Origin of the sequence: Microcoleus sp. F10-B2 (assembly GCF_036704965.1) — a bacterium.
Classification (GTDB): domain Bacteria; phylum Cyanobacteriota; class Cyanobacteriia; order Cyanobacteriales; family Microcoleaceae; genus Microcoleus.
This window is the reverse complement of the sequence record NZ_JAUBTB010000008.1, coordinates 20,380-45,269: the sequence shown is the minus strand read 5'-3', so window position 1 is coordinate 45,269 and position 24,890 is coordinate 20,380. Positions and strand designations below refer to the sequence as shown.

18 protein-coding genes are annotated in these 24,890 nt (G+C 46.3%); 9 read left to right on the top strand and 9 right to left on the bottom strand.

The annotated features are described in order from the left end of the window. Positions 1–25: 25 nt before the first annotated feature. Both QUA99_RS04910 and QUA99_RS04905 read left to right on the top strand, forming a co-directional pair. Entirely contained in the window at positions 26–1,201 is a 1,176-nt protein-coding gene (locus QUA99_RS04910) for a SpoIID/LytB domain-containing protein (RefSeq protein ID WP_333234963.1), read from the top strand. A 227-nt stretch (positions 1,202–1,428) separates the two neighbouring features. After that, complete coding sequence (locus tag QUA99_RS04905; RefSeq protein ID WP_333234964.1) at positions 1,429–1,695, top strand: hypothetical protein; 267 nt, start codon at positions 1,429–1,431, stop codon at positions 1,693–1,695. Between the two features lie 426 nt (positions 1,696–2,121). Here QUA99_RS04905 and QUA99_RS04900 read toward each other — a convergent pair whose 3' ends face one another. Beyond that, on the bottom strand, positions 2,122–3,417 hold the full coding sequence (locus tag QUA99_RS04900; protein WP_333234965.1) for a hypothetical protein: 1,296 nt from the start codon (positions 3,415–3,417) through the stop codon (positions 2,122–2,124). Between the two features lie 627 nt (positions 3,418–4,044). On the opposite strand from QUA99_RS04900, the gene QUA99_RS04895 reads away from it, so the two are divergent. The 3 genes from QUA99_RS04895 to QUA99_RS04885 all read left to right on the top strand — a co-directional run bounded on the left by QUA99_RS04895 (position 4,045) and on the right by QUA99_RS04885 (position 5,892). Continuing rightward, entirely contained in the window at positions 4,045–4,566 is a 522-nt protein-coding gene (locus QUA99_RS04895) for a photosystem I assembly protein Ycf3 (RefSeq protein ID WP_333234966.1), read from the top strand. Between the two features lie 120 nt (positions 4,567–4,686). Then, positions 4,687–4,968, top strand: a complete 282-nt coding sequence (gene gatC / locus QUA99_RS04890; RefSeq protein WP_006635952.1) for an Asp-tRNA(Asn)/Glu-tRNA(Gln) amidotransferase subunit GatC — start codon at positions 4,687–4,689, stop codon at positions 4,966–4,968. A 207-nt stretch (positions 4,969–5,175) separates the two neighbouring features. Next, positions 5,176–5,892: a TrkA family potassium uptake protein gene (locus QUA99_RS04885; RefSeq protein ID WP_333234967.1), complete on the top strand. Its 717-nt coding sequence runs from the start codon at positions 5,176–5,178 to the stop codon at positions 5,890–5,892. Here the strand turns inward: QUA99_RS04885 and QUA99_RS04880 are convergent. The 3 genes from QUA99_RS04880 to QUA99_RS04870 form a co-directional block, all read right to left on the bottom strand. Then, positions 5,849–7,480: a sodium:proton antiporter gene (locus QUA99_RS04880; protein WP_333234968.1), complete on the bottom strand. Its 1,632-nt coding sequence runs from the start codon at positions 7,478–7,480 to the stop codon at positions 5,849–5,851. The genes QUA99_RS04885 and QUA99_RS04880 overlap by 44 nt on opposite strands. A 451-nt stretch (positions 7,481–7,931) precedes the next feature. Next, entirely contained in the window at positions 7,932–8,459 is a 528-nt protein-coding gene (locus tag QUA99_RS04875; protein WP_333234969.1) for a hypothetical protein, read from the bottom strand. Between the two features lie 81 nt (positions 8,460–8,540). Further along, positions 8,541–11,255, bottom strand: a complete 2,715-nt coding sequence (locus tag QUA99_RS04870) for a cation-transporting P-type ATPase (protein ID WP_333234970.1) — start codon at positions 11,253–11,255, stop codon at positions 8,541–8,543. A 344-nt stretch (positions 11,256–11,599) separates the two neighbouring features. Between QUA99_RS04870 and QUA99_RS04865 the strand changes: the two genes are divergently transcribed. After that, positions 11,600–12,004, top strand: a complete 405-nt coding sequence (locus tag QUA99_RS04865) for a BON domain-containing protein (RefSeq protein WP_333234971.1) — start codon at positions 11,600–11,602, stop codon at positions 12,002–12,004. A gap of 261 nt (positions 12,005–12,265) precedes the next feature. On the opposite strand, the gene QUA99_RS04860 is transcribed toward QUA99_RS04865, so the two are convergent. Continuing rightward, entirely contained in the window at positions 12,266–12,643 is a 378-nt protein-coding gene (locus QUA99_RS04860; RefSeq protein ID WP_333234972.1) for a hypothetical protein, read from the bottom strand. A gap of 154 nt (positions 12,644–12,797) precedes the next feature. Between QUA99_RS04860 and rppA the strand changes: the two genes are divergently transcribed. The 3 genes from rppA to QUA99_RS04845 all read left to right on the top strand — a co-directional run bounded on the left by rppA (position 12,798) and on the right by QUA99_RS04845 (position 15,404). Beyond that, on the top strand, positions 12,798–13,475 hold the full coding sequence (gene rppA, locus QUA99_RS04855; protein ID WP_333234997.1) for a two-component system response regulator RppA: 678 nt from the start codon (positions 12,798–12,800) through the stop codon (positions 13,473–13,475). An 18-nt stretch (positions 13,476–13,493) separates the two neighbouring features. Beyond that, positions 13,494–14,774, top strand: a complete 1,281-nt coding sequence (locus tag QUA99_RS04850) for a HAMP domain-containing sensor histidine kinase (protein ID WP_333234973.1) — start codon at positions 13,494–13,496, stop codon at positions 14,772–14,774. Positions 14,775–14,852: 78 nt separating this feature from the next. Next, entirely contained in the window at positions 14,853–15,404 is a 552-nt protein-coding gene (locus QUA99_RS04845) for a DUF3124 domain-containing protein (RefSeq protein ID WP_333234974.1), read from the top strand. Between the two features lie 345 nt (positions 15,405–15,749). Here QUA99_RS04845 and QUA99_RS04840 read toward each other — a convergent pair whose 3' ends face one another. The 4 genes from QUA99_RS04840 to QUA99_RS04825 form a co-directional block, all read right to left on the bottom strand. Beyond that, positions 15,750–17,030, bottom strand: a complete 1,281-nt coding sequence (locus QUA99_RS04840) for a glycosyltransferase family 4 protein (protein ID WP_333234975.1) — start codon at positions 17,028–17,030, stop codon at positions 15,750–15,752. 81 nt (positions 17,031–17,111) lie between these two features. Further along, positions 17,112–17,840: a class I SAM-dependent methyltransferase gene (locus tag QUA99_RS04835; protein ID WP_333234976.1), complete on the bottom strand. Its 729-nt coding sequence runs from the start codon at positions 17,838–17,840 to the stop codon at positions 17,112–17,114. Positions 17,841–17,978: 138 nt separating this feature from the next. Then, positions 17,979–23,327 (bottom strand): glycosyltransferase, encoded by a 5,349-nt coding sequence (locus QUA99_RS04830; protein WP_333234977.1) that lies wholly within the window; start codon positions 23,325–23,327, stop codon positions 17,979–17,981. 42 nt (positions 23,328–23,369) lie between these two features. Then, a complete protein-coding gene (locus tag QUA99_RS04825; RefSeq protein ID WP_333234978.1) occupies positions 23,370–24,890 on the bottom strand; it encodes a methyltransferase in 1,521 nt (506 codons plus the stop codon).

The window sequence follows — 24,890 nt, the reverse complement described above, 5'->3', positions numbered from 1 at the left end:
TACAGCACAGGAGGAAAATTTTCAAATGCAGTCAGGAGTATTTTTGGGTTCCGTTTTTTCGACATTAAAAAAACGCTACTTTTGGATTTCGCTATTGTTTTGGCTGGTAATGGTAGCCCCAGCACAGGCCGCGCTGATCTTGCGAGTGGCGGTACAAGACGGGGCAAGTCAGATAAAAGTCGGCAGTTCTACTAAGGCTGCAATCCGCGACGGTAGCGGGCGCAATTTGGGCGAACTGCCGGCAAACAGTTCTCAGTCAGCTCAATTTCGATCGGGAACAGTGGCGATAGGTCGCTGGGCCGCCAACCAAGTTTGGATCGAGCCGACGGGAAACGGTTATGTTTGGATTGGCGATCGCTGGTATCGGGGACGCACGCTTCTAGTTCCCGAAAAAGGAGCCTTGACTGCCGTCAACTACGTCGATATCGAACAATATCTCTACAGCGTTCTCGGTGCCGAAATGAGTGGCAATTGGCCTCAAGAGGCTTTGAAAGCCCAAGCAGTCGCCGCCCGTTCCTACGCTATCCACCAGCGCCTCAAAAGCGAAACCGAGCTTTACGACGTGGACAATACTCAGTCTTCGCAGGTTTACAAAGGACTGCAAACAGAATCTTCTGGCACTTATTCCGCAGTCGATGCAACCGCCGGTCAAGTTCTGGCCTACAACGGTCAAATTATTTTAGCCGCTTTCCACTCTGCGTCTGGGGGCCATACTGAAAATGTCGAGGATGTTTGGACAGAACCTCTGCCTTACCTGCGTGCTGTTCCTGACTTCGACCAAGGGGCGCCGGTTTACCAATGGAAAGAAAGTTTTTCCCGGGCTCAAATCAGCAATAGGATTTCTGGCGTGGGCAATGTGATCTCGATGAAGCCAGAACGCACTACCGCTCACGGCAGCGTTTTGAGGATGAAAGTAGTCGGAGATGGCGGTTCTAGGGTCATGACTGGCGCCGATTTACGCCGGGTTTTAAATTTGAGGAGTACCCGCTTTACCGTGATTCCTCAGTACGGGGGCGGTGGGAACCCAAGGAACAGCGGCCAAGCTCCTACCGGTTTTCAAGTTGCTGGCAAAGGTTTCGGCCATGCTGTAGGAATGAGTCAGTGGGGGGCCTACAATTTGGCCAGACAGGGATACGGCTACCAGCAGATTTTGTTGCACTATTACCGGGGTACTGCTTTGGCTAGAATTGCAGTGCAGTAACTGCTGGGAATGGGCAAGAAAGAAAGAATCAGGAATCAGGAATAAGCAATAAGGAAGAAGGGGGAAGGGGGAAGGAATAAGAGAAAAACAGCTATTCTTGTACCCGTGACTTCCGTGTCGTGAATACAGGGAATTGGAAATTGGGAATTGGGAATTGGGAATTGGGAATTGGGCATGACTGATGACTGATGACTGATGACTGATGACTAACTACATTAAGGATTGCTATGCAAAAGTGGGAGTATTTATTTGTCGATGCGAATATGTATCCTTTTGGAAACAAGCTGATTAGTTTATATGTAAACGGTGAAGAACAGCGAGATTGGAAACAAGGCTCGCTACATCTATTTGTCAATCAGTTAGGGGAGGATGGGTGGGAACTCGTGGCTCTGAGCCACGACTCGAAGTACGACCAAAATAGTTTAATTTTTAAACGCCCTAAGGTTGTTAAAAAAATCAGGAATACGAAAGAGTCTCACGCGCCAAAAATTTGACCAAGAATTTCAAAGGTGGTACCCGCCACGTGATTTATCCGTGGAATCAATCCCAAATCGAAAATCGAAAATCCTCAAGAAAGAGCATTTATCTCGCGCAAGTCAATCTAAAATCTAAAATCTAAAATCTAAAATCGATTGACTGTCATATCCTGTCCCAGCGATCGACTCCAATCAAACAGGTTTGCAGTCAGGAGTAAAGTTCTCAGAAAATTATGAGAATTTCAGTCCTCACTACAAACGTTCATCGGAGTTGAGATTTACGATCGCCACTTAGGCATCAACCGAGTTTGAGGGACAAAAATACTTCGTTGCAACCATTTGTTCTGGTCAAAAAAACCGATTTTTTGGGTCTTGATTAGTCCTGGACTGACGATTTTAGATTGTGCCTCAAAACTGCTAAATCTCAAATCTCAAATCTCAAATCTAAAATCGATCGATCCTTCGCTGCCATTCGGCATCTATTTTTGCTGACTGTTCTAGTTCTTGTTGAGTTAATTCGGTTTCTGTTGTATAAGCTAAGTCGGTTCCATTCAGAACGTTTTCTGCTGCAAATTCCCGGGCGTAGGCAAGTTTTTGGAGCAAGTTGGTATCTGGTTCATTTAATAACATGGCTCGCTGCTGACGCTCTTGATTGCGGGCTTCTATCCGGCTATTTTTCCACTGAATCCAGAAGTAGCGAATTAAAGGAATTGCGAGAAATCCGACGCCGTAAATCAGCAGCATTGGATAAATAGCGCTGACGAAACCGATAAATCCACCGCCGATCGCACTTTTAGCTAATAAATTTCCTAAAACTAACGCACCGACCAGATTGACGGCTCCTAACCCTGCTGCGAGCATGATTTGTCCTGAACTGGCGTTGCTGAAACGCCACAGAATTTCTCGCAAATAAGCTGCTACTGGTTCAGAATTTCTCTCGGTGGCTGTGGTTTGCAATTGCGGGAAATGGTAGACTATTTGCCCTTCGGGACTGACTTCGGGCCGGCCGTCAAAACGAGCTAGGGCTGGTAGCATATATTCCTCGTATTCTCGGGCGTATCCCTGTCCGAGATTGTCGAGATACGGGGCAATTTGTTCGGCGGCGACTGCGCCTCGATTGTTGCGAATTGCCGTGGCAATATCGCTCCATTTACGCTCTTCTAGATTTTTATTCGGATTGCCATCTCCAAATATAAAGGAGAAAACTGCTTCCAGAAAACTCATCTGGGGTTTTTGGTCAGTCAAGCGCGATCGCTGCTGGTAGTAAGGTTCGTCATGGTTCCAGTAAAATATCCAGAGTAAGTCGTTCCAGAAGTAGGGAAAAAAGAAAAAACCACCGCCTCTGTCGCTGCCGCCACTCTCTCCTCCCCCGTTATTGTCGCTGCTGCTGGAGAGTAAAAGCGTAATAGCAACAAAAATTAAGAGGATAGAAGCTACCAGCACTATCCCAAAAGATATCCGAATCAGGTAAAATAGAATACGCCAGATTTTTTGCCACCATTCCTGCAACTGCAAGCGCAAGAATTTGTTTCGCAAAATATCTCGAAAGTTTTTGGGAAATAGGTAGGCAATGTCGCCGGATTCTGCTACTTGCAGGTTGCCGCCTGCTTCGGAGGCGAGGGTTAACAGTTCTCGTTGGGCAAAATTGACATCTAATCCAGCTTTTGCCGCCACGTCTCCAACCGTAACGCGGTAGCCAAGTTGTTCGACGGCTTGCATAATGGTGGGATTCGGAGCCATAGGTTTCTCTCTGTGAAAATTACCCGGTTATTTTTATTATATATTGCGGGAATTCGAGCTGGTTTTGGTGTCCTGGTGTCTGAATTTTTTGGGCTGCCCTTGACTTTGGAGCCAAATATTGCTAGTGTTTTGCCGAATAACTTTTAAGGGTTGGCTAAACCCGGATAGCTTAATAAAACTTTGCATCGAATTTCTCCTCGGCAGGCTATTTACTGGTTTGCCAAAAGGGCAACAGCAGGGGATTGTGAGTAAAGTTAGTAGGGTACGGTGCGCGATCGCCCGTTGGCGTTAGCTTTCTCGAGCCGAAGGCAAGCCCTAGAACAGGATCGCCCCTTCACTCTAAAGCAAAACTTTTCCCTTCGGCGCGGGTTTTTGTAAGTTTTGTGTAGAGTGCCAGAGATATGTTAAAGAAATCTAGTTTTTTTGCAAGTCTTGCAAGAGTTCTATAAAATAGATAGAGCTTGCGCGGGTGTTAAACCCAAGGGCGTCTTGTAAGGTTCGCAGTTGCGATCGACTAAACTTTTTAGCGCCCTCAACACAACGGCCCACTACAACAGTGGCGCAATTATTAATAGGAAAACTTTACAGGCTAATCTTTCTGATTGGCCGCTAACCAAAGAATCGCATATGCCCAGAACTCAACGCAACGATAACTTTATTGACAAAAGTTTCACGGTAATGGCTGATATCATCCTGAAGATTATGCCGGCGAAAAAGCAGGCGAAGGAAGCTTTTGCTTATTACCGGGATGGTATGTCAGCTCAAGCAGATGGCGAATATGCTGAAGCGCTGGAAAATTATCAGGAAGCGCTGAAGCTGGAGGAAGATCCTTACGATCGCAGTTATGTCTTGTACAATATGGGGCTGATCCATACTAGCAACGGCGAACACGATACAGCTTTGGAGTATTACAGCGAGGCCCTGGAACTCAATCCGAGAATGCCGCAAGCGCTGAATAATATTGCTGTGATTTATCACTATCAAGGCGAAAAGGAAAAGGAAGCGGGCAATATTGAAGCGGCGGAAGGGCTGTTTGATAAAGCTGCGGATTATTGGAAAGAGGCTATTCGCTTGGCCCCAAACAATTACATTGAAGTGCAAAATTGGCTGAAGACGACAGGCCGATCGCAAATTGATGTGTATTTTTAACTAGGATGGACATGGAATGGGGCATTAGTTATTTGTTCTATGTTTGTTGTTTGTTATTGTTCTTAATAACTAATTCCCCATTCCCCATTCCCCATTCCCCATTCCCCATTCCCGATTTTTATGATTGACAGAGAAGAAGTTCGGAAAGTAGCGAATTTAGCGAGATTGGAATTAACGCCGGAAGAAGAAGAGCAGTTTACTGGTCAACTTAACGGTATTTTGGATTATTTCGAGCAGTTGAGTGAACTGGATACGAGTAAGGTGCAGCCGACGACGCGGGCGATCGATGTTAGTAATGTAATGCGATCGGACGATTTGCAACCTTTTGCTAAGGGAGAAAGTATTTTGGAGGGAGCTCCCGATCGCGATGGAGAGTTTTTTAAAGTGCCTAAGATTATGTAGGGTTCCCGCTGCGTACCTAACTGAGGAAAATCACTTGAGGGGCTGGCTCCCATACCAACCCCACAAGCAGATTAAACTAAGTGTGGAACAAGTAATAGATAAGCCAGGTAAAAGTCACCCCACAAGCCGATTAAACTGATAGAAACTCAACACAATCTCACTCACAGCGATCGATCTTGAAAGTTCATTTTTGGGTGACAAATACTCATGTACGTATTAATTGGTGGAGCAGGAATGATGGGGCTGGGTTTAGCTCAGCAGCTATTAAAAGTCGGTCATACGGTTGCCATCATCGATGCCGACCCGCTTGCCTGTCGCTTTGCTCGTGAAAAAATCGGAGTGATGGCATTTGAAGGCAGTGCGGTGAGTACAACGGTGCTTCTGGAAGCCGGAATTAAACAAGCAAACGCCGTCGTTGCTGCACTCAGGGACGATGCACTGAATTTAGCGCTGATCACCCTATCCAGGAGCTATGGCATTTCCCATATTGTGGTGCGAATGCGCGATCGCGAATTCATGGAAGCCTATCGCCTTGCCGGAGCCAGTCACATCATCAGCACGATTGATTTGGCAGTCGCAACAATGGCAAATGCGATTGAATACCCTCAAATCGAATCGATGATGCACTTTGAACAAGGACAAGTCGAGGTGCTAAAGCTGCCCGTTCCAGGCGATTGCAATGTGGCAGGTCGCACCGTTGCTCAAATTGCTCAAGACCCTGGTTTTCCAACAGGTTCGCTGATTATTGGTTATCAATGCCATGCCTGCGCCAATCTGGAGATTCCGAACGGCAATACTGTTCTTGAATCAGGCTCTACCATTCTCGTTGTTACTCGTCCAGAGCTAGTTCACCAGATGATTGATTACCTCGGCATTCGCGCTAGTCATCTGCCAACCTTAGAAGTTTCTCATCCAAATCTTTGATGTAAGGCTCAACCAGATCCTCTGGAACAATTCGCTTGCGGAGGGCATCGCTAACTGCTCCTTTTTCTGCTAGAAGCAATCGCCGTCGAATCGTATCTAACCCGCTGCGATCGCCCTCTATTTGACCGGCCCGATGTTTGTTGTAGAGATCGCGCAGCACTCGCTCAGAGTGTGCTACTCGTGCTTGATACGATGCCCATAACTCTTCGTAAACTGCCTTCGGCAACACGCCAGATTTCAGCAAACTATCTAGCTCATCTTGAGCCGCTTTGGAAGCGATCAACTGAATCTGTAACTGCCCAGCTTCCTGCATTACATCAGAAACACGGCTAATTTTTAGTCGTTTTACCATCCACGGCAAACTTAATCCTTGTACGACCAAGGAGAATAAAACTGCACCGAAAACCAGGGCAATGATGTTATCTCGTCCTGGTAGGGTCAAGGGAATCGCAACAGCTAAGGCCATTGATAGAGACCCTTTAATATTTCCTAAAACCAAAATGTGCTGCCAGCGTAGCGGAATGGGGCGATCGAACCAACGCAGCCCCGCTAATAACAAATAGACCGAGAGAATCCGTCCCAGTTGATAGGCCAGAATGACCAATAAAATGGATGGCAAAATTCTCCACAGCGTCAGCGGGTTAATTTCAATCCCAATCAGCAGGAAAATAAACGTATTGACGCCAAAACCAGCGTATTCCCAGAAACTCAGCAAGGTAATCCGATCCGAGGCAGACGAACTGCGAGGCAGCCCGAGGTTGCCAAAAACAAGTCCGGCGATGACCACCGCCACCGCGCCCGATACGCCTAAAAATTGTCCGATTTGGAAAGTTCCCAATGCCAGAGCGACGGTTAGCAAAAGGCTACTCAACGGATCGTTTAAGCGAACAAATATCGGCACGCTCAAGTAACCTAAAACACCCCCGACCACTGCCCCACCTAAAGCAACCACGAGCAGTTCCTTCACGCCTTGCACAGCGGTGAGAGAGCCTGTCGCATAAATTACCAAAACCAAATTAAATGAAATTAGAGCAGCCGCATCATTGAACAGAGTTTCTCCCTCAACAATGGTGGACAATCGAGAAGGCACGCGGATCTCTTTAAAAACCGCGATCATCGAGACTGTATCAGTGTTTGCCAGAATGACTCCGATCAGCAACGCAGGAATCCAGTCTAGCCCCAGCCCAAATTTAACCAGAACAGCGATAATTGCTGAGGAAAAGATCGAGCCTGGACCCGCCAGCAGGGCGATCGGCTTAAAGGTGCTGCGGAGACGGCTGATATCGGTATTGATCGAGGCTTCAAAAATCAGAATGGGCAGGAAAAGATTTAATACTAAAGAGGGGTCTAAACCAATTCGACGCGACAAAACCTCCGTAATGGGCAAGCCTGCTAACACTAAGCCCGTCACATAGGGAATTCGCAACCGTTGGGTTACGAGTGCCACAACAGTTGCAATCAGCAGCAGAATGATCAAGATGATGACCAATTCAGGAATGACTCCTGCCGTTTGGCTATTTGTAGCAGGCTCGCTGCCCAAGGGAGGTGCTTGCGCTACAATCGACTCGATCGCCGATACTCCTCTCATAAACTCGTTTTCCTCAAAGAAATTGACAGATTAACTACGGTTTTAGTCTACAGGAAACGGTTCACTCTGTTGTAGGCGTAACTGCAATTTATATGGTGTATTTGGATGAATGCTGAAGAAGCTAAAACAAGATTTATGAGTTGGCTGAGCTATCGGATCGTTTTTAGAGTGCAATTTTTTTGGTAGATCTGGATGATTTCCAAACCCTTACAGGATGCTAATTGCTCTTAATTGTGCTGGTTTTAAATTTTTTTTAAACAGTCTCTGCTGAAGTGTTGCCGACCCGATCGCGCTTGCCGAAGCGGCGGGTACTGGAAGTTGTCAATTTATATGCAACGAGTAAAAGAGCGATCGCCCAAAGCCATCGAGAATCAAATTTTTAAATGGTTTTGGACGTTCTGATTTGCCGGAATAAATTCCTTGAAGGTAATCGTCGTTTCTTACCTTGAATTTACGTAGCATCACAGACACGCCACGTCAGAATCTCCCAACGTTTAAGGACAGGTTCAGCAATAACGATCTCATTTTCTCTTGCCTCCATGACGATCAAATAATCTCCCTGGTTAAATCTGTTATTGTAAATTCTTGCTTGTTCTTCTGGCACCAACCATCCTTGAACTGCGCCATATAGACCGCCAGCAGTTGCAGCAATCCCACTTCCAAAGAAAGTTGCTAAAATGCTTTCCACCGCTACTGCCTGACCAATACCGGGGATTAGCAGGCTGCTGAGTCCAACAATTAAGGCTAGTGAACCTAGTCGTATGCTGCCGTATATCGCGCCTACTTGTGCGCCTGCTGCTCTTGTGATTAAAATTTGCTGCACACCCAGAGAGTCCAAATCATCATTGTCAGAAGGTTTAGCAATCACTGAAATCTTGTGCATGGGGAAGCCCCTGCTTTTTAGCTCAACTAGCGCCTGCTTTACGTTTCGATGATTAGTAAATAAGCCGCTAGCACGTTTTAGATTTTGGTAAGTCATGAGAAATATTCAATATTCAACGCTACAAAATTGGTAAATAGTGTGTAAAGCCGCTGTGAATGGCCCCATCACAAAAACCACTTAGTTCAGAGGTGCAAAACGCTTTAGCAAAGCTGACAAAGCAATCATTGGCAGTCCGAATCCGATACAAATTAAGCCTTGGATTGCGTTCAAAGCTTCAGTGTCGAATAACTGATTCATCACGCCCCATTGGCTGAACAGGAATTGGAGAATGAAAATAGCGCCAATGCCGATCGCTACTGCGTAGCCAACTGATTCATCTTTACCGCGCAGTTTGGCAACGATCGCCGGAACGAAGCGACTGATACTTAACAGGTAAAAAGCTTCGGCTGCAACCAATGCTTGAATTGCCATCGTCCGGGCTAGAGCTTCATTGCCTGTGGTTTGGACGATCCATTCAAACATCCCAAAGATCGCAATCCAGTTAAATACCGAAACTGTCAGAATCCGAGCCGTCAGCCTGCGAGACAGAAGCGGTTCATTGGCAGGTCGAGGCGGCTGTTGCATGACATCGGGAGAGGGCGGCTCAAATGCCAACGGTAAGCTCAACGCGACTGAACTGACCATATTCAGCCAGAGAATTTGTACTGGCAAAATGGGTAGTGGGGTTGCCAGAAGTACAGCAATCAAGATGGTCATGGACTCTCCACCATTCACGGGCAGGATGAAGGCGATCGCCCGCAGCAGATTCTTATAAACCGTGCGCCCTTCCTCAACTGCTTTCTCGATCGAAGCAAAGTTGTCATCCGTCAGAATCATATCTGCGGCTTCTTTTGTCACTTCAGTACCCGTGATGCCCATCGCCACCCCAATATCAGCTTGCTTCAGGGCGGGGGCATCGTTAACTCCATCTCCAGTCATCGCCACAATCTCGCCCTTAGACTGAAGTGCTTCGACAATGCGAAGCTTTTGTTCTGGCGCTACACGAGCAAATACACAGCTTTGTTCGACAGCATTGGCGAATTGCTGCTGATTCATTTGAGCGAGTTCTTGACCGGTAAAAACGGGAGCCTCTTGGGTTTGATTCAGTCCCATTTGGTGCGCGATCGCTGCTGCTGTTTTAGCATGGTCGCCCGTAATCATCTTGACCTGAATTCCAGCAGACTTACAGGCTTGAATTGCTTGAATTGCTTCGGGGCGAGGCGGGTCGATCATGCCTTGCAGACCCAAAAAAGTTAACCCTTGCTCAATATCAGAATGCTCAATTGAAGATTGAGAAGCGGGTACAACTTTCTTGGCAAGTGCCAGAACTCGCAGCCCTTTTTTCGCCATCCTGTCCACGGTTTGCTCGATCGGCGCCCTGTTGATGGCGATCGCCTCTCCCTCTTCATCAAGCATCTGGCGACACCGCTTGAGAATTGCCTCAATTGAACCCTTGACATAAATCAACCGTTCTGGACGATCGTCATGTAAGGTTGCCATGTATTGAAACTGAGATTCAAACGGCAGTGTATCGAGCCGGCAAAGCGCTTCCTCGAGTTTCTCAGCAATTAACCCGGCTTTTTGGGCTACCGCAACCAGCGCCCCTTCCGTTGGACTGCCGATCGCAGTCCAGTTCCCGTCTTGCACGTCTAGATAAGAATCGTTGCACAACAATCCTGCTTGCAGGCATTCATATAAGGCAGGTGCGTTCGCCAGGTCAACGGAGTGTCCGTTTACAGAAATTTTCCCGTGTGGTGCATATCCTCCACCGCTAACCCGATAACGCTTTCCACCGGCATCGATCTCTTGAACAGTCATTTGATTCTCTGTCAAGGTTCCGGTTTTGTCGGAACAAATCACGGTGGTGCTGCCCAGCGTCTCAATTGCCGGAAGTTTGCGAATAATGGCGTGTTGGTTTGCCATCCGGGAAACCCCGATCGCCAGTGTCACCGTTAAAATCGCGGGTAAGCCTTCAGGAATTGCGCTGACTGCAAGCGCCACAGATGCCTTGAACACCTCAACCCAAGAAAATCTCTGGGCAATGCCTGCGGCAAAGGTGAAGGCAGCTAAGCCTAAAATTACATAGAGCAAGGTTGTGCTAAATTTGTCAATTTTGCGACTCAGCGGGGTTTCCAACGTGGTGCTTTGCTGCATCAGTTGGGAAATGTGTCCGGTCTCGGTCATCTCGCCAATGCTGACGACCAGTCCGCGTCCCTGTCCAAACGTTACCAGGCTTCCGGTATACGCCATGTTCGTGCGCTCGGCCAGTGCAGCGTCTGCCTCTAGCGCCCGGGATTGCTTCTGAACCGGGACAGATTCTCCCGTTAACGCTGACTCATCGACCTGTAAGTCACGGACTTCGATCAGTCGCAGATCCGCAGACACTTTATCCCCAGAAGACAGCAAGACGAGATCGCCAGGAACCAGTTCGCTGGATGAAACCACTTGCTTTTGACCGTTGCGGAGAATGGTTGCCTCAGTTGCAACAGATTTTGCTAAAGCGGCGATCGCATTTTCTGCCTTTGATTCTTGAACGAAACCAATGGTGGCATTCGTCAGAGCCACCCCCAAAATTACCCCTGAATCAATCCACTCTTTCAGAAATGCTGTAACTATCCCAGCAGCTAACAAAATGTAGATTAGCGGCTGATTCAGTTGCTGAAAAAATCGCAACCACGCACTTTGCTGCTTCTGAGCCGTTAGTTGATTGGGCCCGAGGATCTCGCGCCGTTCCGCTGACACGTCGGAAGATAGGCCTATTTCCAGGTCGGCCTCTAAAATCCGAGCCACTTTCTCGACAGAGAGGTGATGCCAAGAGTGTTCTAGTAATTTTTCTACATTGGTTGCAGTCATAACGTTTCTTGTCAAGCCAAGTGCTTCTCTGTTATTTCGTCTTGTTTCTAGCGTCATTGATGAAAGTGAGGGAAAAATGATCGACTGATTTCTGTTACTCACATTTGGATCACATTTGCTTCCTATACTTAGGCAGACAACCGATTGAGATAACTTATAGATTTGCCAACCTTAGTTCACTGGATGTGATTTATTGTTGCCTTTTATTAATAGAGTTGTAAAAAGCATTCCTTTTGATGGATGAACTATCGTACATTCACTTGTTAAATTGAAATGCTCAAAGACTTCATGCTGAGGTTTATCGGCAAAATTGCGTTTCAAAACAAACAAAACAGACAAAGAGTATGCAATTATTAAAGCTATTTGCAAAAGGAATCAGCGTCAGCACTGTGGCAATTTTGGGTTTAGGTGCTTGCAACCCGCCCAATACTTCACAGACAACAGTTCCATCTACTTCTGCTCCCACAACTGCCACTGGAAATACGACTGCTCCAACCGCTTCTCCGCCTGCAACCACGACCGCACAGACGGCTGACAATCAAAACATTGACGATATTGCCGAGCGCGTAGAAGATGCCTTAGACTCCGATACCACCCTCAAGCAATTCGATTTGGACGCAGACGATCGGGCTAATGCGATTGTGTTAACCGGGCGCGTTCAAACGGCCGAACAAAAAGCATTGGCAGAACAAATCGCTCGGCAAGTTGCAGCGAATGTTTCCATCACTAACGAAATCGTCACTCAGTAGTTCCTAACAGTGAAGTGGCAAGCGCCAAAGGCTCTTGCCACTTAAAAAATTGCGCGATCGCAGCCAGGAAATCAATGGCTTAGCCAACCTTATTTGACTGGATGCGATCGCAATATTGAAACAATAAACTTAGGAATGAGAATTAAATAACTTACAATGCGCGATGTTCTTGTGGGATGGGATCTCGTAGCCAGCCCTTTCTGGAGGGGCTACGAGATCCGACCCGACTTTCAAGAGTGTAAATTATTTAATTCGCGATCCTTAGTCAACGATCTCGTAACGGACTAACTGGCGAACATTTTGACGCGATAACTGTAGTTCTTGCGCGATCGCTTTCTCTATCTGGGTTGCGTCAGTCATTGGCAGTTCTAATTCCAATCGCTTCAAAATGGGTTCTGCTGTTTCTACCGCAACCAGGGTCGTTCCTTGTTTTCGGTTAATCACCGCGTTGATCAGCAATATATTGACAGAAACCGTTGCTTTAAGCTGGGTATCTGCCTGAAGTTTATTCTTTGCGATCTGGGGTTGTTGTAATTCTTGAGCCATTAGGAAACTGGAACCAACCCAAAACGCGATCGCCACAAACGGTAGCGGCAACCAAAATTCTGCACCTGATGCTTTTAGCCAACGTCTAATCATCAGCTATTCTTTCCCATCCGTTTTGAGGCTCCTACTATCTTTTTGCACTTTAATACAACTTGCTCTATCCTAAAATCTAGCTTAAAGAAGATGCGCGAATCGCCTCAAACTCTAATGCTGAAAACTGCAAGCTGTGAAGGAAGCGAGCCGAGATATGAGAGTTTTGCTGGTGGAAGATGACCCAAAGCAACTGATGCCGCTGCAAACGGTACTAGCTCAAGCAGGACATAGCGTGGATGGGGTAAAAGATGGAGAGACGGCGCAGTGGCTGTTATCAGAAAAAGATTATGATTTGTTGATTTTGGACTGGATGTTGCCACATATCAGCGGGGTAAATCTCTGTCGTCAATATCGAGCCGCAGGGAAAACAGCGCCGATTTTGATAATCACGGCAAGAGACACCACGCCTGAAAAAGTGACCGGGTTAGACGCCGGTGCAGATGATTACCTGGTGAAACCGATCGATTTGGTTGAATTCATGGCACGAGTGCGGGCATTAAGACGGCGATCGCCCCTTTGGCAAGGAGATACGCTCAGCCTTGAGGATCTGCACCTCCACCTCGATTCTCTTACCGTCGAGCGACAAGGTGCAACCGTTTCCCTTTCCTGTCGCGAGTTTCAGTTGTTAGAGTATTTTATGCGTCATCCCCGGCAAGTTTTGACTCGGAATCAGATTGAACAAGCTGTGTGGGAATGGGGGACCCAACCAGAGAGCAATGCGATCGCGGTTCTAATTCGCAAACTCCGCCAACGCTTGCAGGCTGTAGGATCGGCAGACTGGATTGAGAGTATTTACGGTATGGGTTATCGCCTCACTTCCCCTGAAAAGTAACGATCGTCAAGGCAAGCCGTGTTTAATCAAAGTCGTCGCAATCTGGCTCGTTGGTTCACCCTCTCAATGGGAAGCATTCTCGTGCTGTTTGCGGGGGTGATTTACCAGATTGAGGTAAAAGATAAACTAGAGGCGCTTGACCGACTGCTCTATGACAAAACTAGAGTCATGGCTGCCAGCGTGTATTATGAAGTTCGCCAAAACCAGAACCGGGTCGATCTGAGTCATGTCCCCTTGTTAGGCAGTGGGTCTCATCCCGTTGCAGAAGATCTGATTTATGTGCGCTGGTTTAACGCACAAAGGCGGCTGGTTCGTTTTTTTGGGACTCCTTCCCCAGAGCAGTTAAATACGTCCTTTGGTTATCTCACTGTTCGATCGACTGATCCACTTTTGGGAAAAGGGATCTGGCTGCGTCAGGTGACATTACCAGTCGAAGGCAGAACCGGGGTGCTTGGCTATCTTCAGGTTGCAACTCCCCTGACAGAAACTCAAAACAGGCTCACTGAGCTTCAGATTGTGCTAACTCTCGCTGTCCCGCTGACACTGGGCTTAATTGCCCTCACAGGTTGGTTTCTCAGTGGGCTGGCTATGCAACCGATTCGGCAAGCCTATCAGCAGCTTCAACGGTTCACAGCCGATGCTTCCCATGAGTTGCGATCGCCCCTCTCTGCCATCCTCACCAATGCCCAGCTTGGGTTAATGATTGCGATTGATGACTCGCGCTACCACCCCCCCTTGGAAAACATTGTAGACAGTGCCAAATCAATGGGACTGCTGGTGAATAATTTGCTGCTGTTAGCTCGTCATCAAGGACGGCTTGTGCCTGAATCGCTCAAGTTACTCAATCTCAACGATCTGCTGAGCAATTTAGCAACCGAGTTCGCTCCGCTTGCACAATCTCAGAACCTCAAACTAACCTACAAACCCTCTGAGCAACGGAGCGAATTATGGGCTGACCCTGATTTGCTACGGCAGGTAGTCGAAAACTTGCTCAACAATGCCTGTAAATACACGCCTGCTGGAGGAATGGTACAATTACGCTTAATTTCCCATCCAGGCTGGGCAATCATTCAGGTACTCGACACGGGCATCGGCATTCCAGAATCGGACTTACCCTATATTTTCGATCGCTTCTATCGGGTGGACACTGAGCGATCGCTCGATAGTGGTGGATTTGGACTGGGGCTAGCGATCGCCCAACAGATTGTCCAGGCCCACGGTGGAAAAATTCACGTGACGAGTGAAGTGGGCAAAGGCTCAACGTTTCAGATTGAACTGCCGCTCAAACCTTATCGCTAAGCCGCCTCAAACGAGAGAGAAGGTGCACTCTGCTGTAGGCGTAACTGCAATGTATGTGGTGTATTTGGATGAATGCCGATGAAGCTGAAACAGCATTTCTGGGTTGGTTGGGCGATCGCCGCGATCGTCATTACCTCTTGTTCAGAGCAAACTACCTCACAAAGGCAACAACCTGATATAAAACGTGAAACCTCACTGAGATCGGTCACGTTAGATAAAACAAAAGTTGTGATGGGACAAACCGTATATGTCCCTATTTACTCGCATATTTATCACTACAACAGCCAGAATGATGTGATGGAATTGTCAGCCACGCTCAGTATTCGCAATACGGATCTGACAAATTCGATTATTATCACTTCTGTGCGTTACTACGATACTGATGGGCAATTGATCAGGCAGGATATTAAAAGTCCTGTAGAACTCAAGCCGCTTGCTTCCACAAATTTTTTCATTGCAGCAAATGATACAAGTGGAGGCTCAGGTGCCAACTTTATTGTGGAATGGGTTGCAGAAAAAACGGTTTATGAGCCTGTCATTGAAGCAGTCATGATTAGTACATCCTTTTCTCAGGGCATTTCATTTGTTAGTCCCGCTAAAGTTCTCAAGCAACACAGGATGCAGAAGTGATTTGAGAGGATTAAATTATTGCTCTCGAAGGTAGTTGGCGACTAGCCTAGAAGTGATTGACGAACTGCTGTCAAAATATTTAATATCAATTCCGGTTGCACTCCTGATGACACAGAGGAAACGGCAGTGCCGTTTCCCTACCCGGATTAATTGTAGGGAAACGGCACTGCCGTTTCCTGGCTGTGCGTTATACAGCGTATTGCAGGTTTATGAAGTAGTAGGGACAAGGCACTGCTGTATCCTGCCGTCTCCCTACCGGGATCGAAGGATAGTGGGCGCTTCTGTGCATTGTAGTCGCACAGCAGCGCTTGTGGCGATGGCTTTCGTCCTGACCAACTTGATTAGCTACATTCTCACTGCAAAAGAGGCTGCTAATTCCCGTTCTGGTTCCATACCAACTGTAGGCGGCATCGAACGATTTGCTACTTGCTCGATCAGTTGTAAATGTTGCGGCAGCATTTTAGCTAAACTATATCGTTCTAATGCTGTTTGACGGGCCTTGACGCGAATTTCTGCCATGCGGGTAGGATGGTCTAAAACTTCATCAATGCGATCGGCTACTTGTTTCGGTGAGAAGTAATCGACTAGCAAACCGTTTTCTCCGTCGCGGATAACTTCTCTGACTGGCCCTGTGTCGGAACCGATTACTAAACATCCGGTTGATAGAGATTCAATCATGGACCAAGATAGCACAAAAGGTCTGGTCAAATAAACGTGTACGTCGGATGCTTGAATTACTTTTAAATACAGTCCGTAAGGTAGGGGCCCGACAAAGTGCACTCGCGACAAGTCTAGGGGGACTTTTTTGAGCATATAGTCTTTGTAAGACTCGCCGTTGGGTAAAGAACGCCCATAACAAACTCTTTCGGAACCAACGATTACGACGTGACAGTTGGGGCGGCGTTCTTGCACATAGGCGATCGACTCAATGAATTCGGGAAAACCTCGGTAAGGTTCCATTCCCCGCGATACGTAGGTGACAATTTCATCAACGCCTGACAAGTCTAAGTTAGGCAAAACCAGTTTAGCACCGGGGTCTGGTTTGAAGTATTCGGTATCTACACCGTCGTGGAGTGTGGATAATTTTTGTTGTAATTCTGGCGGAAATTGCGATCGCTGCCAATAAGTTGGTGATAAACCCCAATCGCAAGAGTATAAATCGATCAAAATCGGCGCATTTTTGATTCTAATTCTGGCCATATCGTCAACTGTTAAAGGTTCCGCTGGGTCGAAATCTGCGTCTGAACCAATAGCATGATAAAACCACTCGAAATAGCACAAAAGTGGTGTATTTGGAAAAGCTTCTTTGACAAATAATGTCGGGCCCCAACCGGAATGTCCGCAGATAATATCGGGTACGAAACCGTCGGCTTTGAGTTGTTCTGCCATTCTAAATACGGCTTGTCCGTAGATGACGGCACTTTCTAAAGGGCGGACGTATTGGTGAGTCTGCGCGTGGGGTTCCCGGCTGGGGGTAAATGCTGCTTTGCGAACGCCGGGAATGTTCCACTCTGGGCGCTCGTTTTTAGTGCCGAAAACAATTTGATTTTTGGGATCTGCGCCTAAAGCCGTGATAATGTGGCGGTATTGGGCGGGGAAGTTGGGATGGAGAAATAATGCTTTCATTGTCAGTTGTCTGTTGACTGTTGACTGTTGACTGTTGACTGTTGGAATAAAATATTTTGATTCGGCTAAAAAGCTTTGGTTTTATTCATTGGGGGTTGGTGCTTTACAGATCCAGACACAATCTCGCGGTACTGAAGATGTATTTTTCAGGATGATTTCATAGTTTAAATGATGGAGAAATTTTTCCATAATTGTATCAGTCATAACTGAAAAGGCTGTGCCGTCTCTGTGCCCTAGCAAGTTTTTGTCCCACTCGCTTGCGAATTTTTGCCACCCTAATTCGCTAAAAATATTTGTGTGGTGAAACACGCAAATTCGATCGCCCCGCAGCAGTTTGGGAATTCGAGTCAGGTAGTTGAATATGTCTACCGGCTCTACGTGTACCATTGTATCGTAACAAAAGCAGACATCGGCTGAACCTGGAGCGATGCCGTCCAATGTTAAACCGTCGAGTTTGACGTAAGAAACGCGATCGTCTCCCAAGCGCGATCGCGCCGCTTGCAGCATTTGACTGGAAATGTCGGCACAAATTAGTCGATCGCAATATTTCAGCAGCAGCGAACCAGTTTTTCCGCCGCCGATACCAATTTCTAAAACCGTATGTTCTTTTTTGATGTACGGTGCAATAAATTGCTGTTCTATTAGCGCTTCGTATTCGGCTAAGGAGTTGGCGGCACCGGCAGCTTTACCTATCCATTCATCGCCAATATGGGCAAGTTCGGCATTAGTTTTTTGCCACTGTTGGGCGTAACTGTCCCAGGCCCTTTCATAATCTACTCTTGGGCGATCGGTCATTTTTTCATCGTTCATTTTTGATTATTTTATAGTATTGATGGCTCAATTTTCAATATGTTCCGCAATTCTTGGCAAATTATATTTAATCCTGCCAAAAGTCTACGAGGTGAGTTACTGACCTTCACTGGGGGGGACGCTGGCACTGTAAGATGACTAATGACGGCTGAAATATGCTTCGCAGAAAATCTCTGCATAAGCTTGAGTCATTTCCTCAAAAGTATTAAGTGAATCCAAGACATATTTAGCGTTTTCAGCTAACTGCTGCCGCAAAGATTTATCCTCCAATAAACTTATCAAAGCTGCCACTAATTCGTCCGGGCGATCGGGCGTATAAAACAAACCATTAATTCCCGGTCGCACTTGTTCTTTTATCCCAAAAACCGGCGATGTAACAATTGGCAAATCGCAAGCCATCGCCTCCAAAATCACTCTCGGAAAACTTTCGACGCGAGAAGTGCAAACAAAAATATCAGCCGCTTTGTAATATTTTCCCGTCTCCCCAGTTTCCGGGACTACTGTCACCCTTTGCCGCAACTCTTCTGGCAATTCTCCCACCAACTCGGCTAATTTATTGCTGTAAATACTCGGGCGATCGCCCACAATAAAACACTTAATTTTATTGTGCCATTTGTCAGGCAAAAGTGAAAGTGCTTTAACTAAATCCTGCTGACCTTTGCGTTCGCATACCGTTCCCAGCAGCAAAATTACCACATCTTCCGCTGCAACACCTAAAGTTTTTCTAGCCAATTCAGAGTTCTCCGAATTTTCCAGTTTGCTCAAATCTAAGCCGTTGTGAATCACTGTAAAATTGTGGTGGCTGTTGAGAGGCAAATACCTGTCCCGCGTTGCATCCGCCACAAAAATAACTTTGTAAGGAAAGCGAAAACACTCTAAAGCTCTCGCCGCAATCTCAGAACCAAACCTGTTAAAATAAGTTTGCCAAGGTTCGCTTTCGTGCACGTTCCACACCACAGGAATTCCCATTTGGTGCGCCGCATCAACTACAAAAAAGTTTTCTAAAGTATTGGCATAAATTGCATCTACTTTTAAACTGGCAATTTCTGTGCTAAAACTGCGGATGGCTTCATCATAAGCATCGCGCTGGTAGATGTGTTCGAGAGGATTGTCGCGCACAATTACTTCAATTCCCTGCTGTTCGTAAGCTTGACGCAGTGGCCCTTCTGTTGTGCAAAGTACGATCGGCTTAATCACACCCTCAGCCGCCAATTTCACCGCGATTTCGTACTGATGCAGCGGCGCACCAGTGAAATCCAGCGAATTGCTGCACATCAAAACTTTGACACGATGAATCAGATTCCCCGCTTCTGCTACCAACAAACCAGAATCATTAAGTTTTAGTTTTTCCTTCTCGGTTACATCCGTTACATCCGTTACAAAATCCGTTGCCGAACCTTCTTCCTTCATAAAAACCCGTCGAGGTTGAATATGAAAATACTCATCTTCTAAAGACAAGTGCGGACTGTAAAAACTGTCATTTTTCCCCGCGTACTTGCGCCTAAAAGCCGCCACTTCTTGAGGATTGTCGGTAAAACCCCGAGAAGTTCCTTCTTTGTGCAACAACTCCGCATCGGGAGAATATACGCACCGATAACCCCGTTCTAACAGCCGATATCCGTAATCTGCATCATTGTAAGCAACAGCAAAATTCTCCTCATCAAAACCGCCCAATTCTAAGAACAATTGACGCGGAGTAATCATGCAAGCCGCTGTTACCGCAGAGTAATTTCGCGTCACCATCGCTTGAGAAAGATAGCCTCGATTGTCGCTGTTCATCAGCTTAAAAGCGTGACCCGCCAAACCGTGATGCAGCCCGTGAATTACGCCCGCGTGCTGAATTCTGCCGTCGGGATATAACAGCCTCGCGCCGACTGCACCCACGCCCGCAATTTGAGCGTATCCCACCATTTGACTCAGCCAGCGCGGGTTAATTACTTCAGTATCGTTGTTCAAAAACAATACATATTCGCTATCAACTTGTTCGGCAGCGCGGTTGTTAATTGCTGCAAAACTAAACTTGCCGTCAGTATTTTTTATCCGCAAAACTTGGCAAGTTAATTCCTTTAAATATTCCAGAGTTTTCGGGTCGTCGCTTTCGTTGTCGATGACGGCAACTTGATAATTTTTGTATGCTGTAGTTTCTAGAGAATCCAGACAGGCTTTCAGCAGTTTGAGCTGATTCTTAGTAGGAATAATTACCGTTACTGATGGGCCGTTATCCGGGAAATCCTGGGCAAATATGCCCAAATTTTCTTTAATTGCCCATGCGTGCTGAGCGACATTGCCGTTAATTTTTCGGCGGTTTAGTGCGTCTTGAATGGCTTTTTGACCTGCGGCAAAACTGGCGGGTTTCGCGGCCCCAGATATGGCTGTAGAACCGGGTGCGGTTCGCCAGTGATACAGCACTAACGGCAGGTGCGCGACGTGGCGAGAAATTTCGGTTGCTCTCAAGGCAAAATCGTAATCTTGCGAGCCTTCAAAACCTATCCGCAAACCGCCTATTTGTTCAAAAATGTGTCTTCTGACGGCGCACAAATGACCGAGATACATATAGGAAAGCAGCAGTTCCGGCGACCATTCGGGTTTGAATTGCGGGGCGAACCGGCGACCTTTGGTGTCGATTTTGTCGTCGTCGGAATAGAGAAAATCGGTGGCTGGATGCGCTGCAAAATATAGGGCGACTTCGCCTAATGCGTCGGGAGTTAGTTCGTCGTCGTTGTCTAAAAACAGGATGATGTCGCCTGTTGCGAGGGCGGCGGCGCTGTTGGTGGCTGCGCTGATGTTGCCGTTTTCTGTACGAAATGTGATGCGGATACGATCGTCCTTTTGGGCCCAGTTTTTCAAAGTGTCAGCCACAGTGAAATCGGTGCTGCAATCATCGGCAATGCAGAGTTCCCAGTTTTGATAAACTTGATCGATCGCGCTAGCGATCGCACTTTCGAGAAAATCTATCTGCGGGTTGTAAACTGGCATTACTACCGAAATTTTTGGCAGGGGTTCCCGACAGGATTTTAACCGAGAAATTAAGTAATCGCGCGCGCGATCGTTCCACTGATTCACCTCCAGCCAAGCGTCATACCTATCAATAGGTTTAGGCACGACAAAACCCGCAGGCGGCAGCAAATCTCCCGGCGCACTAAACTGTTTTTGCTGGCGGTAAATCTTTCCCAACTGGCGAATCACCTTCACAATTTCCCAGGGCAAGGGAACAATTCTGCCGAGACGCTGTTTTCTTTCCCTCGCCCGCTGCTGAATTGCGGCTGTAAACCTTGATAACTCCTCAAACTTATCTGCACTTCGCTGCCAGATATGGTAGCGCCGCACAGTCAATATTTTAGGCGCTTGAAAATACAAAATTTCCCCGCTTTCTAACTCAGCTTGCAGAGAAACGTGCCATTCCCCTGGCGGCAAATCGACAAGGGCTTCAAAACCGCTTTCCAAACTGTTAACCCAGTCGGGAAACACTTCGCCGACATCTTTTCGCCGCAAACCGTAGGCGCATTCTACAGAAGTATCGCCGCACAACAAGCTTAATTTAGCAATTTTGCGATCGTGGTGGCAGCACCAACCTGCAAACAAAATTTGACCCTGACGCTGTTCCCACACCACCGGTACATCTAAGGATGCTTGAATCGTTGAAACTAACAGCGGATAAGCTGCCAACAAATGCCATTTACCTCGCTCGTCTTGGGCTTCCAACAGCACTTCGTGCCGTCCTGCAGGCGCTTCCAATTGAATTGTAAAACCTGATTTCTTCGCTGCCGGAATATTAGAGTGTGCTAGCGCTATATCAGTTCTATCTATCCCGTAAACGCCTGCGAAACTCTGGTCTTTAATTCTGGCGCGGACTGCTGTAGTCTCTCTTTTTTGGTTAAAAACCCAGCCAACAATTAGCAGGTTGGAATCGCAAACTTGCCAAGTAGTGGGTCGATCTAACGAAAAAATAAATTTAGGGAAGAAGTCGCGGATTTTGCGCTGAACTTCCCCCAAGTTTTCTCTCACTTGCCACCATATTGAAGACTTGATTCTAGCAAGTTCTGCCCGAAAAATTTCATTTTCCTGGCGGGAGTGTTCTAATTTTTCCTGAGTATCCTTTAATCTTTCCTGATTTTGACTTTGTGCTGTTTCTAGCTGAACTAACTCAGCTAACTTTTGCTGCAATATAAACTCAGTCTCTTCAAATTGTACCTGAGTTTGCCCTAATTCTGCTTCTAGTTCTAATACTTTCGCTAAAGCTTCTTGAAATTGCGATTCTTTGCCGGCAAGCTGTACCTGAGTTTGTCCTAATTCTGTTTCTAATTCTAATACTTTCGCTAAAGCTTCTTGAAATTGCGATTCTTTGCCGGCAAGCTGTACCTGAGTTTGCCCTAATTCTACTTCTAATTTTAAGATTTTTGTTAAAGCTTCTTGAAATTGCGATTCTTTGCCGGCAAGCTGTACCTGAGTTTGTCCTAATTCTGTTTCTAATCCGAGGAGTTTTGCTAAAGCTTCTTGAAAATTTGATTCTTTGCCTGCAAGCTGTACTTGAGTTGCTCCTAATTCTGTCTCTAATCCCAAGACTTTCGCCTGGGCCTGGTGAAATTGTTCTTGCCACTGTTTGAGTTCGGAAGAGCTGGTTTTTTGCTGTTTTTCCAGCAAGCGGATTTTTAGCCAATCTTCAAATGGCCAGACTGGAGATGCGGGGAAATTAATAACTCGATCGATCGCACCTTTCGATTCGCTGCTGAGATTGCCAGCTTGGGTTTCCAAAAGTTCATATAGTTCTAATGCTTCGGGAAAATATTTTTCGATTAAAGTTGGTCTGTGACTGTTAACAATATCGTTGACTAATAAAGATTCTTCAAAATTGTCGGCAGGTATTGTACCTAAGTTAACATTAAATTTTTCGTTAACTCGATCGAGGAAAAGTTCGGGAGTGTTGCCGATGGGGTAAACGTTTGCTAGCAGACAGCGATGGGGGAAACGTTCGTAAAGTTCTAAAACTTTTTGATTGTAGTGAATCCACATTTTTACTGCCATTTCGGGATTTTGCAGCAAGCTGACATCGGTTCCCCGGCGGTAAAGGGAATCGACTACTTCCCAGGGCGATCGATAAACACAGATAAAATTAGCTTCCGGGAGCAAATTCAGCCAAAAATCCCAAAAAAGGGCGGTTCGCGGGTCTTTCCAACCCCAATGTTTGTGAGGAAGTTGATTTTGGTCGATCGCTCTTTTGGCCATTTCCACGTATTCTGCTGCTACCGGAATCGTTTTTTTAAACGTACAGCCGAGTTCATCAATACCGTGCGATCGCAAAACACTTTTGTGAAACTCCACAAAATCAACATTCTCGAAATGACCTTTCACATTTCCGTCGGCCGGGCCCACTAACTTTTTGCCAATATCAACCCCGACTTTCTGAAACAAAGAAGCTGTTAAAGACGTACCGGAACGGTGCATTCCGGTAACAATAAAAACCGACGGTTTGCTGTCATTTGTACTCACAATTTATCTCCCTCGCCCTAATTCCCACACCAAATTTACTCGCTACTCTCCCGCTACGCCCAGGGATCGCCTGACTTGAAACCACGCGCTTCTCAGTTTCCAGAACTTGCTGCTTTCCATTGCCAAAACCCGACACTTCGCTTGCTCTAATTCTTGCTTGACATTAATTAGTTGATTTTGAGTTTTCTCCAACTGCATTTGCACAGATACTAACTGATTTTGAGTTTGCTCCAATTGCATTTGAGCTGAAACTAATTGAGTTTGAGTTTCTTGCAAATTTGTTTGAGATTCTTCCAACTTTGTTTGAGTAATCATTAACTTACTTTGGCTTTGCTCCCATTCTATCCTAGCTGACGCTAACTGAGTTTCGAGTAATTTGAGTTTGGTTTGAGTAGACCCCAACAAAGACTGCGATTGCCTTTGGTTAACCAGCGATTTCACAGTGCTATTTTCCAGAATCCATTCCCAACCGTAGTTATTGATTGCTTTGACTGTTAACACATCCTCCAGCCCTACAGTGTTTTTTGGTAAATAACAGCTCCAACCCGACTGCAAAGCCACATCAGTTTCAAAATATCCAGCCACATCCGGGCGATCGTAAAAAGGCTCGCATTTCTGTACAACCTCGCCGTTTACCAGCACTTGCAGCTCCTCAATTCGACCGTCGAGATTCACATCAGCCACCCATCCTTCTAGATACAAATTCTCCTTATTCGTAAAAGCAGCAACATCAATATATCCTTCCGGGTGGTGATTGAATTTCAACTCCGAAAAATCTCTAACTAGGTCATTTGTGACAACATACAAATCCTGAAATCTGCATATGCCTTTTTTGATGCGGTGAACAAAAGCTTTGCCGCCGCTAACTCGCTCGACACATTCTCTCACAAACTTTTCAGTTACATAAGTTGTGCCGTATTCCTCCTTATCTAAAGACTGGCTTTCGCTTTGAGGACTAAACAAAATACCATTGGCCGGCATTTCTATATTAGCTAGGCGCAAACACTCATCGTGAACGCTGAACATCAAAATGCCGTTAGGAGTCAACAAATCGTACAAATTTTGCAACCAACTTGTAAAAGTTCTTTCCGGCATATGGCTGAAAAAAGAATTAGCCAGAATGCAGTCAAACTTGCGGTCAATTAAATAATTTTCTGGTTTTCCCGTCGAGACAATACCGTTGACGCCCAAATATTCAGTTTGAAACTTAACCGCATTAGCATAAATATCAGAAACCCAAATTCGTTCCGGCGGTATTTCCTGAATCAAAAACCTGGTAAATCGACCGTAACCGCAGGCAAAATCTAGAAAAGAGGGGACATTTTCAAAACTGCCAAAATGCCATTCCACAACTTGTTTAACCGTATCCAAGATGCGACGCCCGATCGAATAGTAGCGCACCAAAGCCCGATCGCGATCGTCTTTAACGTTGTTCAAGCTGAACAAATACATTTCATCGTCTTCGCAGATATTCAATTTAAAATTTTCGGGAAACTTAGTTTGATCTTGAATAAATACTTTGATTACGGGATTTTCGACTAAATCTAAATTGATATCGTTCAT